Source organism: Brevibacillus sp. NPDC058079, assembly GCF_042885155.1.
GTDB lineage: Bacteria > Bacillota > Bacilli > Brevibacillales > Brevibacillaceae > Brevibacillus.
On the sequence record NZ_JBHVSO010000002.1, the window covers coordinates 618,761 to 636,994 of the forward strand.

Here is an 18,234-nt window from a genome sequence, read left to right on the forward strand (position 1 = left end):
ACATCGCCCCTACATAGACGCCGACTCTATTATCATATTGACGTTGTAACACCTCTCGCGTGTGTCCTGTGTCCTCGAGCAGATTCCACACGGTTTCCAGGAAAAGGCGCTCTTGAGGGTCCATCATTTCTGCTTCTCGCGGAGAAATATGGAAAAACAGCGGATCAAATTGATCGACACCGTCTATGAATCCGCCCCATTTGCTGTATGCTTTTCCTTGTCTGTTCTTATCCTCGTCAAAATACAAGCTGTGATCCCAGCGCCCTTGCGGAATCTCTGTAATGCAATCCTTGCCGTCCCGCAAATTGTTCCAGAACTCTTGTATATTGGAAGCCTGCGGATAGCGACCAGAAATACCGATTATCGCAATGTCTAGGTCAGATGTTGTTTGTTTATTTTCCTGCTCACGCGTAACAAACCAAGAGAAGCGACGGCGATGCTCTGTTATGGAGTCAGCAGTAGGCAGTACATGAGCAACATTCTCTACTGTACTTGTCTCTACGGTTTTCCCAGCCCCTATGATTTCGATGATTTTGTCTCCATGATGTGCCAAAAGATAGCCTGTCAAATCCTCTATGTTTTGATATTCATAGAGCAACGTTTTTGACAACGAACCGAATGCCTTTTCCAATTGATTGGTCAATTGCATCGCCATGACTGAGTCGATCCCGTATTTCTCTAGAGGAGCATCCGCATCGATTTTATAAGCTGGGAGCTTGATAACAGCAGAAATTTCCTTTTTCAGATACTCCCTTACTTTTGCCCGAAGCACATCTTGTTGCCCAACGGAAACAGGCTGTTCTTTCTCCGTTTTTGCAGGGGTACTAGCGCTCTCTGCTGGTCGGAACTGTTGTATGAACCGATTCTGGTATGCATCTACCAAGTATTGCGAGACAGCAAAAAGCGTCGGGTACTCTACCCATACAGTTGGAGTGAGTTCAAGCTCATAGGCTTGATTCAGCTTGTTTGTAAATTCGGTCAGCTTAATCTGGTCAAAGCCGTACTCATGGAGCTCAGCGTGGATTTCAATATCCTCTCTATCAACCTTGAGCAAATCAGCGACCATTTTCAGCAAAGACGCTTGAACCTCGCTTTGCGTCAATGAGGTCACAGAGCCCCCCATCAGCCTTTGCTTCATTCGTACAAGATCGCCTTCCATGACCATCAACTGATCTTGTCCCGAAGCTAACCCCCGATACAAGCAGTTGATACCCGAAGCCGTCTGCATAGCAACCATGCCAAGGTCGTCCCACAATCTCTTTTCTGTCTCTTCGTCTACCTGCATTCCGCCCTCTTTCCACAGAGGCCAATTGATGGAGATAGTCTGACCCTGCCGTTCGCCTAGCGCGATCTGTTCGTTGCGGTAAGCGGAGTAGGTATCCATAAAGGCGTTGGCCGTTGCATAATCTGCTTGGCCCATATTTCCCAAGCTTCCAGCCGCTGAAGAAAAGAGCACAAAGAAATCCAGATTCAGCCCCTTAGTCGCTTCGTCTAAATGAATGAGTCCCGCAACTTTTGGCGCAAGAACTGCTTGTACTTCTTCTTTGGATTTCTTCAGGATAAAGTTGTCGCGAGTCACGCCCGCCCCGTGAATGATCCCGTGAAGATCGCCAAACTCTGCTTGAATACTTTGGATCAAATCCTCTACGGCCTGTTTCTGCGTGACATCCACTTGGCGATATTCGATTCTTGCCCCTTTATCCGCAAGCTTACGAAGCTTTGCTTGCTTCTCCTCAGTCAGCACAGAGCGTCCCGTCAAAATCAAGGTGATGCCATGAGCTCTCGCTGCCATTTCTTCGGCAAAAACAAGTCCCAAGCCACCTGCTCCACCCGTGATCAAATATATCCCGTTGTCTTTCCACGGCATGTTTACTTCATTCTGAGGGACCGTAACTTCACTCCATCCCGCCATATATCTTTTCCCGAACTGATAGCGAATCTGGCTGTCGGCTGGGCAAAGGCTGTTTGCTTTCAGCTTTTCCGCCAATCCCGCTGAATCTTCTATTGAATCGATTTCGATCAACTGTCCGATTACTTTCGGGTTTTCGATCTGTGCGGTTTTCAACAGACCAGCTATACCAGCAAACAGGCTTTGTTCCGATTGGAGAGGAGCAACAATCTGAATGAGCACCTTCCCTTTTGGTTTTGCTTGAAGAAGGGCTTTTATTTCTTCAAACGCCTGAACAGCATACGCTTGGAATCGTTCCGCTATGCCTTGCTGATCGGATTGCAATACAAGGAATCTCGCACCGTTTATCTGAGATGAAATGCTATCCCATGAAATCTGCCCTGGTTCGCAGAGCATCACCACATGCTGTTCATAATCAGGAGCTTTGGCTTCCTTAGGAATGGCTTTTTCGATCCAAGCAGGCCGAAGCATCAGCGTACTAGTGATTTTTCTTGATTCCCCTGTACCTTTGCTTTTTGCAACTCCGGCAGTTTTTTCAGCTTCGAGCATCCTTGTTGTGAATCCCTTCATGCTTACGCAAATCTTGCCTTGCTCATCACACAAATCAATGTCGAGCTTCTGCACGTTTTGCGTAGCTGCATTGCCATCACTGTATCGAACCAACGCCCATACAGCAGCTGTAGAGGCACTGTAAATGTTCAATTGTTCTAAGGCAAAAGGCAGGGACGGCTGAAGGTCGGTAGTGCCCATCATAAAACCGAGCGATGCCTGTAATGCGGCGTCCATGATACACGGATGGAGGACATATTTTCCTGCTGCATCCGTAACAGAGGGAGGCAAGATCAGCTTCGCCAGCACTTGGTCTGACCCGACAAACAGCTTCTCAATTCCTTGGTGTGATGGACCGTATGTCAGTCCTATCGCATGAAACGTTTCGTAGCATTGGCTAGAGCTATAACTACTCGCTGTGCACTGTGCTTGAATGGCAGAAAGGTCGAGCGCTGGCGCTTCCATAGCTGATCGTAGTACTGCTCTTCCCTGGCTATGTACTACTTGATTCTCCTGAGCTTCCCTTGACTGGCTGTAGATTTCAAAAGCGATTTCACCATTCTCTTCCGGATAAAGTCCTGTGTGTACATGGATCGGTGCGTCTTCCACAATAACTGGTTTCGCCCATACGATATTTTTCAATTGAATCGCAGACTGGTTATCAGATCGGACACCTGCTGCCAAATCCACTGCCACTCGTGCCATCTCCAGATAAGCTACCCCAGGCAAGACCTTTTGCCCCTTCACGACATGATCTCTAAGGAAAAACTCCTGCCCAGTAAACGTCGAACTGTGCCGTTGTTCCGAAAGTGTAGACGTATTTTGATGCAGCATGGGATGCAGAGTAGCCAGTGCTCCTGCTGCGATAAGACCAGTGTCTTGTGACTCCACCTTTGGCAGCCAATAGCGCTCTCTTGCAAAAGGATAAGCAGGTAGGCTGATTCGGCGAGGCTTCGTATCCCCGTAGAGTTTGTTCCAGTCAAAAATCAGTCCTTTTACCCACATCTGCAAGATCTTTGCGTATTTCCCTTTGGTGATCCATGTATCGATTGCCTGTTGTAAATCCTCATCTGCTGCAAATACATCCATCGTTTCTTTATTCCGCTTTACTTGACCCGTGAACAGGTCTTGTCCATCATCCTCATCTTCCAGATAACTCGCTAGCTTTGCTTCAAGCTCAGAGATTGATTTGACGGTCACAGCAAACCGCTCTTCCATCGCCTCGCGTCCTACTTGGAGAGTATAGGCAATCTCTGCTAGTTCGTTGTCCCTCAGCACTTGCTCCCGAATAGCAGACAACAACCGCTGTACTTGCTCCCGAAGACGATCTTTGTTCTTCGCTGACAATACGATGACAACTGAATTTTTTGCCGAGATGCTGATTGCTGGGCGGTGTTCCTCTTCGTTGTATTCTTCCATGACGAGATGAGCATTTGCTCCTCCCGCTCCAAAGGAGGATAACCCCGCAATCCTTGCATATTCTCTCGTTACCCCATTGATTTCAATCACGGGACGCTTCCATTCCGCCAGCTCTTGCTGCACCACAAATGGAGTCTTGCTAAAATCAATGTTCGGGTTACGTGTGCGGGAATGCAGGGACGGAACTAACCTCTTGTATTTCATTTGCAGCAATATCTTGGTCAACCCTGCAATCCCTGCCGCACTTTCACCATGCCCGATATTTGACTTGGCCGAACCAATCGCGCAGAACTGATTCTCCTTCGTGTATTCCTGAAAGGTCTTCGTCAATCCGGCAATTTCAATAGGGTCTCCTAATGAAGTCCCTGTACCGTGTGCCTCTATATAGCTGACCGTTCGCGGGTGAATTCCTGCTTCTTCAAAAGCTCGACGAATCACCCTTGATTGAGAATGAGGATTGGGAACCGTATAACCATTCGTTTTTCCACCATGATTAATGGCGCTTCCTTTGATCACGCCATAGATGTGGTCTCCATCAGCGATTGCTCTTGCCAGAGGTTTGAGTAATACCGTTCCGACACCTTCGCCAGGTACATATCCGTCGCCGCCTTCCCCAAAGCTTTCGCATCGGCCTTTGCTGGAAGCGAACTTGCCCTGCGACAAATACAGATATTTGTTTGGATGGATAGAAACATTCACACCACCTGCGATCGCAACCTCACATTCGCCGCGTTGCAAGCTGTGACACGCTAAATGAATCCCCGTCAACGAAGAAGAACACATCGTATCGACCGCCATGCTCGGACCGTGGAAATTGCAAAAATAGGAGACGCGGTTAGCGATGGAAGCTGGACTTCCCGCAATCGTAAGCGCTCTGCCCAATGCCTGTTCAGCGGACGCATAGAGCTGGTATTCCTCGTACATAACACCTACGTAAACACCTACATTGCCTCCTAAGCCTTCATGCTTGCCAAGAGCATCGCGCGTATACCCTGCATCCTCTATCGTTTCATAGACACACTGTAAAAATAACCGCTCCTGTGGGTCCATCAGCTCTGCTTCCCGTGGGGAAATATGGAAGAATAGTGGATCAAACTGATCGACACCGTCTATGAAGCCACCCCATTTGGAATACGATTTACCGATCTTGTCCTTCGCTTCATCAAAGTACAGACTGTGATCCCAACGGTCTTTTGGGATTTCGGTAATACAATCCTTGCCGTCGCGCAGATTTGTCCAAAAGTCTTGTATATTCCATGCTTGCGGATAGCGTCCAGAAATACCAATAATGGCAATGTCCAACGCTCCTTTTTCTCGATGGGTTTCCATTCGCAGGGACGAGAATCGTTGAGACTTGCGTTTTTTGCTCCTGCGCTCTGTCTCGGCTGTCCTTTCGTCCACAATCGTTGCTTCTGGCTCTTGCGTGAGGGAGGCTTCCGCATTTTCCCCCATCCCCAGGATGTGCATCAGGCTCTCACGGTAATTTTCAAGGAAAAATCCTGTTAATTCTTTTATCGTTTGGTATTCAAAAAATAACGTTTTTGGTAACGAACCAAAGAGCTTTTCTAACTCTTTGGTCATCTGCATAGCCACAATGGAATCGACACCGTATTTTTCCAACGAGGCGTCTGCTTCCATTTTATTTGCTGGCAATTTGATGACGGAGGAAAGCAGCTTTTTAAAATAATGGGTTGCCTGTTCCATCAGTGAGGAGGAATCTACGGCCTTCTCCTCTTCGAAAGTAACAGCAGCTTTTGGCGCTTCTACTCCTGATCCAACAGATTCATTTGCGATCTTGCGCGTAGAAAAGCCCTTCATCCGCACCTGGACATTCCCGTTCTCGTCACATAAGTCGATATCAAACTTCTCCACTTTATCTCCAGCTTTACTGCCCTCACTGTAACGAATGAGTGCCCACATAGAAGCGGAGCAAGCACCTACGATCTCCAATTCCTCAAGAGCAAAGGGAAGGATCAGCGAAAAATCACTCGTTGCTATCATCAAGCCAAGCGACGCCTGTAGAGCTGCGTCGAGCAAACTCGGATGCAGACCAAATTGTCCTTGGGTCGTCATCACGGAAGAAGGCAGAGACAGCTTCGCCAGCACCTGCCCCTGACCGATCAAAATTTGCTCAATCCCACGATGTGCAGGCCCATAGTCGACTCCCATCTTTTTGAAAGCCTCATAGCATTGTTCTGCGCTGAGTGTGCTTATCTTGCACTGTTCCTGCAATACGGAGAGCTCGAATGATGGAATATCTGGAATCGAACACAACACGGCACTTCCCTGACTGTGTACAATCTCTGCCGTTTGATTCTGATCTTCCTTGCTATCGCTGTAAATTTCAAAAACAATTTCACCATTCGCCTCAGGATAGAGTTCGATATGTGCCTGAACGGGTTCTGCCCCAACAGCCAAAGGTTGAGTCCAGACAACATTTTTGAAACGAAGTCCGTCCTGTTCTTGCTCCGAATCAAGACCTCCCGTCGCCAACTGTATTGCTGCCCGTGCCATCTCCAGATAAGCCGCACTTGGCAAGACACGTTGACCCTTAATGACATGGTCAGTCAGGAAAAACTCCTGTCCCGTAAACGTGGAGTTAAACCGCTGCTCCATGAAATTAGATGTATTTTGGTGCAATAAAGGATGAATCGAACCCACCCCTGCGCTACTGCTAACAGACTTGGCTTCGATCCAATAAGATTCCTTGGCAAAAGGATATGTTGGCAAACTGATACGACTCGGTCGCTCTTCCTGATAAAGCTTGTTCCAATCGATAGGTAAGCCCTTCACCCACAGGTCGAGAAGCTTGCTATATTTACCGCGTTCCATCCATCTCGCAATCGTTTCTTCCCATTCATCATCGGACGTCAAAATATCCAGCATTTCCTGATTTCGGTTTACCTGACCACGATACAAATCAGCAATATGCTCTTGCCCTTCTACATAAGCTGTTAGTTTTTGTTGCAACTCCTTCATAGAGCCAGCAAGGACAGCAAGACGCTCTTCCATGGCTACACGTCCTATCTGAAGCGTGTACGCTATGTCTGCTAAGTGCGCATCAGATAAGGAATGTTCTTGGATAAAAGCTAACAACTGCTGTGCTTTCTCATACAACCTCTCCGCATTCTTTGCTGACAAAACAAGAATAGCTGGGTTCTGAGGGGTGATCATCCTACTGGATCGCTGTTGCTCTTCCGCAATATATTCTTCAATAATCACATGGGCATTGCTTCCCCCTGCACCAAACGAGGAAATCCCTGCAATTCGTGGATATTCATTGGTTGTGCCATTGATCTCTACAATCGGTCTTCTCCATTCCGCCAACTCTTGCTGAACCACAAACGGAGTCTTGGTGAAATCAATATTGGGATTGAGCGTGCTGGAATGTAAGGAAGGCACTAATTGCGCGTGCTTCAACTGCAATAATATTTTCGTTACGCCAGCAATTCCTGCCGCACTCTCACAATGTCCAATATTCGACTTCGCTGATCCCAATGCGCAGAACTGTTTGTCCTGGGTGTCTTTTTCAAAGGCGCGAGTAAGTCCAGCAACCTCGATCGGGTCACCCAGCTCCGTTCCTGTTCCGTGTGCTTCCAGATAACTGACCGTTCTTGCATGTACCTTGGCACGTTGTAAGGCATCTGCCACTAATTGCGCCTGTACCTGCGGATTCGGAACAGTATAGCCATTCGTTTTCCCACCGGTATTCATCATGCTTCCTTTGATGACTCCGTAAATATGGTCACCATCGGCTATCGCCTTATCCAAAGGCTTCAAGACGATAGCGCCCACACCCTCTCCATCCACAAAGCCATCCGCTTGATCGCCGAAGGATTTGCATTGATTCGTAGGAGAGAGCATCGTCAAAGCTGACAATTTCATATAGTGGACAGGATCGACAATGAGATTGACTCCCCCTGCGATTGCACACTCGCTTGTACCGCTGTACAGGCTTTCCAAGGCGAAATGAATCGCTGTGAGAGAAGCGGAGCAAGCCGTATCCACCGCCACACTTGGACCTTGAAAGTTTAATAGATATGAGAGTCGGTTCGCGATCGACCAATAAGTGGCTCCCGTCGGATAATTACCATTCATCACGCCGACAAAAACGCCTACTTTTCTGCTTTCACACAGAGTTGTAGGCGTATATCCAGCGTCTTCAATACTCGCATAGGCTTCTTGTAAAAATAACCGTTCTTGCGGGTCCATCTCCTCGGCTTCTTTTGGGGAGATTTGAAAAAATAAGGGATCGAATTTATCCATATCCTCGATAAATCCGCCCCATTTTGTATACATAGATTCCTTTTTGCCTTTTTCTTCGTCAAAATAGTTCTTCCAATCCCAGCGATCCTTAGGGATTTCGGAAATGCAGTTTTTCCCCTCTTTTAAATGATTCCAGAATTCATCCACATTTTTCGCCTGCGGATAACGCCCGGAAAGACCGATGATCGCCACATCCCGCACCACAGATAAAGGCGAAATGGATTCCTTGCTCTCTTGTTCCCGAACGGATAAAAAGCGTCTCGTTTTTCTCACAGGAAGATTGGTGTACGCCGTTGAAGCAGAGACGGTCATTTCCTCATTCTCTATCTCGCTCGGGTATGTTTCGTCAATTGCTTCTTGTGCTTCGAATCCTATTACCTTGATCAACGCTTCCTTTTGCGTCTCTATGAGATACTCTACCAAGGCATCAATCGTTTGATACTCGAAAAATATCGTACTGCTCATATTCGCAAAATCTTTGCGAAGCGAATTGGTCAATTGCACAACCAGAATCGAATCAATCCCATATTGTTCTAATGAGGCTGATGATTTTATCTGTTGGGTCGGAATTCTAAGCGTTTCACCAATTAACTTTTTGATATAAGCCGTACTTTTTTCACGAAGCAATGCCTCAGTGACTCTGCCTGACTTTTTCGCTGGTGTTGTGCGAACAGGCACTTGTTTTTTGAGTGGCTTCACCTTCAACTTTGAGGCTTGCTTTTTTGCAGGCGAATACGCAACTGTAACCGCCGACTGCCTCGGTTGACTGCTGCGACGAATAACCCCATCACTTTCTGCCACAATAATCTGTTGGCATAAATCCACTTGCTCTTCAGCTGGCAAGAAAACAGATCGGTATCCTACCTTCTTCAACACCTTTTGCCATGTTTCAACCGTTAACAGGGGGCAACCGGGAATACGCCATTCTGGATCATCATAGCGCCACCATCCATCCAGCAAGCCAAACGTCAAGTGAGCAAACAAGGTATTGCTGGTCAACTCATTCAGAATCAGTAAGCCATTTTTCTGTAAAGTTGTTTTGGCATGGTGTAAGGTTTGACTAATATTTTTCGTAGCATGCAAAACGTTTGTTGCAATCACCAGATCATAGGTATCCGCAGCGATATCCTGATCCTCCACAGGCTTTTCCACGTTAAAAATCCGATACGTGAGATATGGATTTTCGGCTCCATATTCTTTTTCGGCGTGAAGTAAAAAGGCTTGCGAAATATCGGTATAACAATATTCCTCGATATGCTTCTGAAAGGGTTTTAGCCTTGGCAGTACGATCGAACTAGTTCCACCTGTACCCGCCCCGATTTCCAAAATTCGAATCCGTGCAGAAGCATCTTGCTCCGTACGCTGCTTCACATAGGTAACAATCGTATTCGCGAGCACTTCGTTAAAGTAGTCCGCAACCTCGTTGTGTTTATAAATCCCTTCCACCAATTCCATCGAGGAATTAGGGAACATGATCTCTGTAGCGGGAATCTTTCCTAGTAAAATCTCTGGCAGTACACGCATGGTTGCCTCTACCAGAATCACCTGAGCTTTACTATTCGGTGCGTTTAGCCATGCTGTTTTTTCTTCCTCCCATTTTTCCCATGCTGTATCGAGATCGATAGGAGTGGCATCGTTTGCGATGAGTGACTCTCCATCGTACACAAGATAATGGTTTTGCACGAGAACGGCTATGCTTTCTTCCAACCATTTGCCGTACCTATCATGCAATTTGGCTTTGAGTTCTGCTAATGTCTGTTTTTTTACCGTAAACAGCCCGATTGATTGTAATTGACCATAGAGTAGTTCACTGAGAAGCTTATCCATTGTATTCATTTATAAGCCTCCATTTCAGATTGTCTGCGTTGAGACGAAAACTCTAGTTTGGGCATATCATTCTTTACACGTTCGATGTGGGATACCAGTTTTTCTGGATAGATGTGAATTAATTTATCCGGATTTATCGTAAGCATGGCCTGTGATCTCGTTGTTTTCACCAACGCGACCTGATTCATCGGTCCAGAAAGCAGGTTTTCCAAGGCCGCCATCGCTTCGCGAGGTTCAATGGAGCCTAATCCTGCCTGTGCCATCCTCTCCTGATAATCCTTGGTGGCAACAATGCCTACGTTCGCCCAGTATCCCCAATTCATCACCTTCACTGCACTGAGGCTATGCAACGAAAGCTGGTGCGCGAATATATCTTTAAACGTACAACCTGACGCATAATTGCTTTGTCCAGGAGACTTGGTAAATGAATTGATGGATGAGAAGAACATGACAAAATCCAATGGCTCCCGATCAAATACTTGAGCAATCCGCACGCTTACATCTACCTTTGCCGAAAGTCCGGCACGGAAGCGATCTTCGTCCATATTTGCAAGACTTTTATCTAGCAGGACAATCGCGGAATGAATGACTCCGTTCACTTGTTTATATCGTTTTTTAATCTCTTCATAGGCAAAATACAAGGACTTGCGATTCGTCGCATCCGCCGCAATATAGACAGGAGCAGGTCCGAGCGTAGCCAGTCGATCCACTTTGGCTTGGATTTCTGCATTCTTTTCTCGGCGTCCAATCCAGATGATTTGCGCTTGATACGTGCTGATCATGTATTCGCTCCAGACTTCGCCAATACCGCCAGCACCTCCAATCACCACATAGACTCCACCCTGTCTGTAGGAAGCCGGTTCCCATTGTGGTTGACGCAATGGAATCAATTCCTGACGATACCATTTTCCTCCGCGGTAAACCGATGCATTCCCCTCAGCATCTGGCGGAAGTTTGAAAACCTCCTCTATTGGCCAAGCACGACCAGCTTCCAGATCAACAAGTCGGATACGCCAGTTTGTGTATTCTTTTGCCATCGAACCGACTAATCCGTAAAGGCTGGCATGAATAGGATTGACCACATCGTTTGGATGAATCGGTTGGGTCTGGAAGGTTACGAGACTCCATCCTAGCTCCTTGGTATCGTAGCCCAATTTGAGCAGGGCTTTTAGCAAGCGAAACACATGAAATACACCGCGCTCCTGCTCGATGATAAGTGCCTCTTCTGCCAAGTATTCTAAATCAATCCATGGCGCAATCCAGATGATATGATCAATCGAACCAATCTGCGCAAGCTTCACCGCTATTTCATCCATACTTTCTGCGGGTGTAATCACCATAACAGCTGCCCGAGGATAGCGTTGTTGAACAAGGCTTCGGTTCTCGTCATCTGCACAAACAATCAGAATCTGATCGCTTGCAAGTGGCATTTCCGAACCTCTGGTCAACACAACCTCTTCCCATACAGGGCTGAGCAGCATGGTTCCAATCAGCGATTCGCTGGAGGTCTCAACTGCCGCTTTTGTTGCTGTACGATCTGTTTGAATCTCTCTTTCCAGTACCCGAGATGTGAATCCCTTCATACGTACACAAATCGTTCCAGTGTCATCGCATAGATCCATATCGTATTTTTCTACTTTATCCCCTGCTTGGCTGCCGTCGCTGTAGCGCACATATGCCCACATCTCAGAGGTGCACGGGCTGATGATTTCAATCTCCTCTAGGGCAAAAGGCATCACTGGCTTGCGTTTTGCCTGACTATCCAACGACATCACATGACGGGAGGATAGTGTCAACTCCACAGAGGCCTGCAAAGCTGAATCCATCAAGCTTGGATGCAAGACATACTGATCCTCTGAGCCGGTGACCGACAACGGTAGAATAAGCTTTGCCAAGACTTGTCCAGCCCCGACATATACCTTGTCTATTCCTTTATGTCCGGGTCCATAATCAATGTGAATCGCTCTGAAGAACTCATAGAATTCCTCGGATGAAATCACCTGCTCGCTGCACTGCTCTTGCAAAACAGGCAAATCAAGCATTTGCAACTCCGCGTGCGGGGTAAGCACAGCATTTCCTTGACTGTGTACCACGATCTCGGCATCACTGCCCTCTGCCTCGCTATAGATTTGGTAGGATACCTCACCATCTTCTTCGAGAACGAGACCCGTATGTACCCGAACAGGCTGATCGCCTACAACGATAGGGCGAGCCCATACGACATTTTGTAGTTTAATTGCCGTATCCCCGTGGACGTTCTCTCCTACAGCGTGCTCCATCGCGGTTCTTGCCATCTCCAGATAGGCAACTCCCGGCAACACCCGCTGCCCTTTGACTACGTGATCCGCCAAGAAAAACTCTTCTCCCGTAAAGGTGGAGCTAAACCGTTGCTCAGAAAAAGTAGAAGTGTTCTGATGCAGCATGGGATGTATCACGGTCGCTGTGGTAGTTTTTGCCGTTCCCCTTGCATTTGCTTTTGTTTCACTCTCCAGTACCCAATGGCGTTCCTTGGCAAAAGGATACGTGGGAAGTGAAATACGAGAATACGGATCGTTCGCAAACAGCTTGTCATAATCTAATCCATATCCCTGCCCAAACAATTCCGCGATCACAGACAGCTGCTCCAAATATTCACTTGCCTGACTCGTCACATGCAGATTCTCGATGCTTTGATTTCCGTAACGTTTCAATGCAGTTTGTTCACGATGATCTTTTTCATGTAACTCGGAAACAAAAGCCTGGGATGCTTTTCCTGTTTCCAGCCACTTTTTCAAAAGCTGAACAAGCTCGGCTGTATGTTGAACAATGCAAGAGAAACGGTGATGGAAATGTTTTCTGCCTACTAACAGCGTATAGCTGATATTTCCACAATCCGTCTCCGGTGCTTTTTCGCAAAACGAATGCAATTGGGCAACCTGTTGGCGTAGCTGTTCAAAAGTGCGCGCCGACAACACAATCAAATAGCCTGGCTTTTTCGCATGATTCTGCTCTACCTGAGGCGCCTCTTCGATTACCATATGCGCATTTGTACCGCTGGCTCCAAAGGAACTGATCGCCGCACAACGTTTGGCTTGCGACTCCACTGACCATTCCTTCAGGCTTGTATTGACATAAAAAGGGCTGTCTGCAAACTTAATGTTTGCGTTTCCTGCTTCAAAATGCAGGGATGGCGCTAATTGTTTGTGTTTCAATGACAAAAGGATTTTGATAACCCCTGCAACACCTGCTGCGATCTGGGTATGACCAATATTCGTCTTGATCGATCCAATCGCACAAAATTCTTTTTTATCCGTATAGGCCCGAAAAGCACGAGTGAGCGCTTGATACTCAATCGGATCTCCCAGCTTGGTTCCTGTTCCATGAGCCTCCACCATCGTAATTTGCTCAGGATTGATGTCGAATGTATCGTAGACATTGCGTTCCAAGCGCTCCTGAGATTTCGCACTCGGCGCCGTAATCCCATTCGTCATCCCATCCTGATTGATTCCCGAGCCTCGAATGACACCATAAATATGGTCACCGCAAGCAATAGCTTCCGAGAGACGTTTCAGTACAACGACACCAGCGCCCTCCCCCGTCGCAAATCCATCGGCACGCTCATCAAACGTATGGCAGCGTCCTGTCGGTGACAGCATACCTGCTCGCTTGGCAGACAAATAAAATCCTGGCGTAGATTGAATGAAGACACCACCTGCCAATGCCATGTCGACCTCACCTGTCCGCAAGGCTTGGCACGCCATATGAATCGCCACCAAGGAACTGGAGCAAGCCGTATCAATCGTGACGGCAGGTCCCTGCAAGTCCAGATGATAAGCAACCCGAGCAGGCACAATGGACTCCATATTTCCCCAAAAAGCTTGGGCAGGAGGATTCTCTCCCACGAGGCGATCGTAATCACCTTTGGCACATCCTGCGTAGACGCCGCATTGGATTCCTTGCACGCCTTGACCCGCATAGCCAGCATCCTCCAACGCTTTCCAGGATTCCTCTAAAAAGAATCGTTGCTGCGGGTCCATATAGTCAGCTTCGAGACCGGAGATGTTGAAAAAAAGCGGATCAAACAAGTCAATATTTTCTACAAGCCCGCCGTATTGATAACCCTCTGCCTCATTCAGACCGTACTCCGATAAATCCCAGCGAGTCACTTTCGTAAGTAAATCCGAACCGTTCACCAAGTGATCCCATAAGTCGTCAGCGTTGTTAGATGAAGCAAACGTACCGCTCATACCAATAATCGCAATAGGTTCAGTGAGGAACGAAGCTTTTTCTGACACGCTCCCTTTTTCCTCTGAAAGCATAGGAGCTGCTTGAATGAATGGCTTGGTCTGAATAGCAGAGACGAAATCTTCCCTCTGCTCAGATAGACTGATCTTCTGCCCTAACGCTTGAGCAATGACCGCTTTGTACTCAGACAAAATATAGCTTGTTAGTTGATTTACCGTACTGTAATCAAAAAGAATCGTCGTCTCAATTTCAATCATCAACGCTTGATTGATCTCTTGAACCAATCTAACGCCAAGAATGGAATCCAATCCATAATCTCTGAAAGGCTCGTCCACATCGACCGAGTCGACATTGACTTCCAATGCAGTGACCAGCTTTTCAATAATCATATCTTTCACATAATCCGTCACTGTCTGCTCGGTCACCACAGACTGGCTTGGGATGTTTTGGGGTGCTGGCTGCGAAGAGACTTTCCCTTCTGCTTTTGCCTGCTGAACCGTCTCACGTGCGATAGGCGAAACACTCGCACCGACTCGAACATCAGGGTGAAGGACGCCATCGCTTTTTCCAAGGACAATCTGCTGCCCCAGATCATGAGCTTCCCGAGCTGGAAAAGAGATCGTGTGAAATCCTTCATTTTCCAGTACCTTTTGCCAGCATGCCGGAGTTAAGGCAGGAGAACCAGGAATACGTACATCCGTATCTTCAGACAGCCACCAGCCCTCCAAAAGCCCAAAGGTCAGATGAAGGAACAAGGAATTACTGCTAATCTCATTTAAAAGAACCAAACCGTTTTCTCGTAAAACAGCTTTGGTATGCCGCAATGTCTTGCGAATATCTTTGGTGGCATGCAACACGTTAGCCGCAATCACCAGATCGTAATAGCCCTCTCGAACTCCTTGCTCAGCAAAAGGCGCTTCCACATTAAAAATTTGATAGGTCAGATACGGAACGTGCGGTCCATATTCCTTTTGCGCGAACATCAAAAATGCTTTGGAGATGTCGGTATAGCAATATTCTTCAATAAACTCCTGATAAGGCTTCAGCTTTTCAAAGACAAACGTGCTCGTTCCGCCCGTTCCCGCACCAATCTCTATGATGCGAATTTTTGCAGAAGGATCTTTTTTCAAGCGTTCTTCCACATAAGTTGCGACTGTTTCCGCGAGCACTTCATTGTAGTGATCCGCCACCGGGTTATTTTTATAAATATGTTGGACCAATTCCATAGAAGAGCCGGGAAACATAACATCCGTAGCAAGTTTCTTGCCTGTTACAATGTGCGGCAGAGATTTCATCGTAGCTTCCAGCAATCTTATCCGCACTTCCAGATTGGCATCCTCACGCCACGCCACCTTGCGTCGATCCCATTCTTCCCATACAGCTTCTACCTCGATCAAAGTCGGATCAACCACCAGGCATTGCTCTCCATCAAAGCCATCAAGATAGCCATGACGAGTTAACATCGCCATACTTTCTTCCATCCATTTTTCATAACGGTGATGGAAGCCTGTTTTTGCCTTAAGGTCGGCGACATTCACACTCTTGTCAGTAAACCAACCGATGGACTGCATTTGCCCCCATAACTGCTTGCAGAGAAGCTCGTCCATCTCCTTCCACAATTCGGGGTGAGTATTGGGCAAGCGATCCTGTCTCTCTGTTTTGGGCAGCCAATAGCGTTCCCCTCTAAATGGATAGGCTGGCAGAGGCACTCGGTTGTATCTGCCGTTTTTATATAAGGAACTCCAATCCAGCTTGTATCCCTTTACAAATAAATCAGCAAGCGTGGACAGCTTCTCTTTCCTTGCATGGGTGGTTAGCGAACTGTTCTCTGATACTTCCGTCATTAATTTTTCTCCGAACTCTTTCAAGCTCTTGTCTAGCCGCACGGAATCCGTTTCATACTGGACAGAATAATCCGTAGATGTTCCCGTTTCTTTTACTTCCGCAATTTTTTGCCGTAATTCATCTACGTCTTTGGCAATAAACATGCAACGGTGTGATAAATGACTTCTTCCTGTGAACAAGGTATAGGAAATATCTTGTTCGTGAAAACGTCCCGCTTCTTTTGCTAACCATTGGGACATTTCATCCAGTTTTTGCGTGAGAGCTGACTCGCTCTTGGCTGAAAACGGGAACAAGTAATACGCTCCTACTTGCTGATTGCTTGGTTTTGGTTGTACCGTTGGCGCTTCTTCCAGAATCAGATGACAATTGGTTCCGTTCGATCCTAGAGCGCTCACACCTGCTCTTCGCGGAGTGGCCTCACTGGTATTCCATTCTATGAGCTCGGTGTTGATAAAAAAGGGACTTCCGTTCAATTTGATATGCTTATTGACTTCCTTGACGCTGATCGTCGGCGCGATCTTCTTATATTTCATCGCCATGACAACTTTAAACAGACTCGCCAATCCCGATGTCATCGTAGTATGACCGATGTTGGGCTTATGTGAGCCAATCGCGCAAAATTGCGCTTTATCCGTAAACGAACGAAATGCTTCAATCAATGCCTTCACTTCAATAGGGTCGCCCAGTTGCGTTCCTGTCCCATGCGTCTCGATATAACTGATCGTCTCCGGATGAACCCCTGCATTTTCATAGGCATCCACAATCAATTCTTTTTGGGTAATCATGCTCGGTGCTGTAATCCCGTTTGATTTTCCTGTCTGATTCACAGTCGAGCCCTTGATGACGGCATAAATATGGTCGCCATCTTCCAATGCTTGCGCAACTGGCTTCAGTACGACTGCTCCAACGCCTTCTCCAAACACCATTCCGTTTGCATCATTGTCAAAAGTGTTGCAAGTCCCATCGGGTGAGACCACCCCCATTTTCGAGGACATCACAAAAAATTCAGGGGAGCTGTGTATCGCCACTCCGCCTGCAAGAGCCATTTCGGTTTCTCCCCTGCGAAGACTGTCGCAGGCTAAATGAATGGCTACCAAAGCAGAGGAACAAGCTGTATCTACTGCGAGACTTGGTCCCTTGAGATTTAGAAAGTAGGAGAGTCTTGCTCCTAACATCGACATTTCATTGCCTAGCATCGTTTGTGAAGAGACACCTTCGGCCAACATGGATTTCTCTTTGTAGTCTGAATGGCGTCCCCCAACAAACACCCCTACTTTTCTCCCGGATAACTGTTCAACAGAGTATCCGCTATCCTCAAAAGCTTTATAGGATTCTTGCAGGAACAACCGTTGTTGAGGGTCCATACTTTTTGCTTCATCAGGGGAAATATTGAAAAAGGATGCATCAAATTGATCAATGTCCTTGAGAAGCCCGCCGTAATAATGATCCGCTTCCCAACCACTGCGCGTTATTTCCTCGATACAACTGTCGCCAGACGCAAGATGCTCCCAGAACGCTTCCACTGAATCTGAGCCAGCAAATCTGCCTGCTATTCCGATGATCGCGATATCAGAGTGGCGAATTTCGTTTCTTGTATGATTCGAATGATTCCGTTCATTTTCTGAAACAGTAGGCAGGATTTGGCTGTCATCTGCTGCCAGCTCTGTTGCAAATTGCAGAGAGATATATGCAGCCAGCTCACCCACCTCTGTATAGTCAAAAATCACTTCTACGCCGAGATGAATCCCCAAGTCAGCATTGATTGCTTCTATTAATTCGACCGCCAACACAGAATTGATACCCAGCTCGATGAAACTTTTATCGAAATTCAAGGTTTCCACAGGTGTATCCAATAGCTGAGCAATGATTTTACCTATCTTGCCCGCAATCGTTGATGAACCGTTATCGGCTTGGGTACGATCTGTTGTTGGAGCGATTTCCTGATATTTTTCGAAAATATGCGTGGCTAGTTGCTTGATATTCTCATGATCAAAAACGACCTCAATCCCCAAGTCAATGCCTAGCTTTTCATTAATCATCTCTACCATTTCTACAGACAAAACCGAGCTGATACCTAGTTCCACAAAGCTTTTATCGAAATCCAAGGGATTCGTCGTATCTTTTAATAAGTCGGTCATTACTTCTTTCACAATGGTTTCTATATCATGAAATGAATGAAAAAGTACCTTCATACT

Annotated in this window: 2 protein-coding genes (1 of these 2 running past the window's edge); both read right to left on the reverse strand. The window is 46.9% G+C overall.

Features of this window, described 5'->3' with window-relative positions; all coding sequences use genetic code 11:
• A protein-coding gene (locus ACFVS2_RS09475) for an SDR family NAD(P)-dependent oxidoreductase (protein WP_390233263.1) crosses the window boundary here: on the reverse strand, nucleotides 1-9,979 show its 5' portion. Its footprint begins 1,940 nt before the window's first position; 9,979 of the gene's 11,919 nt are visible here — the first part of the coding sequence; it begins with the start codon at nucleotides 9,977-9,979; its stop codon lies off the left edge, out of view.
• Nucleotides 9,976-18,231: an SDR family NAD(P)-dependent oxidoreductase gene (locus tag ACFVS2_RS09480; RefSeq protein ID WP_390233265.1), complete on the reverse strand. Its 8,256-nt coding sequence runs from the start codon at nucleotides 18,229-18,231 to the stop codon at nucleotides 9,976-9,978. The genes ACFVS2_RS09475 and ACFVS2_RS09480 overlap by 4 nt, the downstream gene beginning before the upstream one ends.
• Nucleotides 18,232-18,234: the final 3 nt, after the last annotated feature.

Excerpts from the sequence above, each read along its gene's own strand:
- ACFVS2_RS09480 (WP_390233265.1), bottom strand. The coding sequence starts at position 18,231 with ATGAAGGTACTTTTTCATTCATTTCATGATATAGAAACCATTGTGAAA.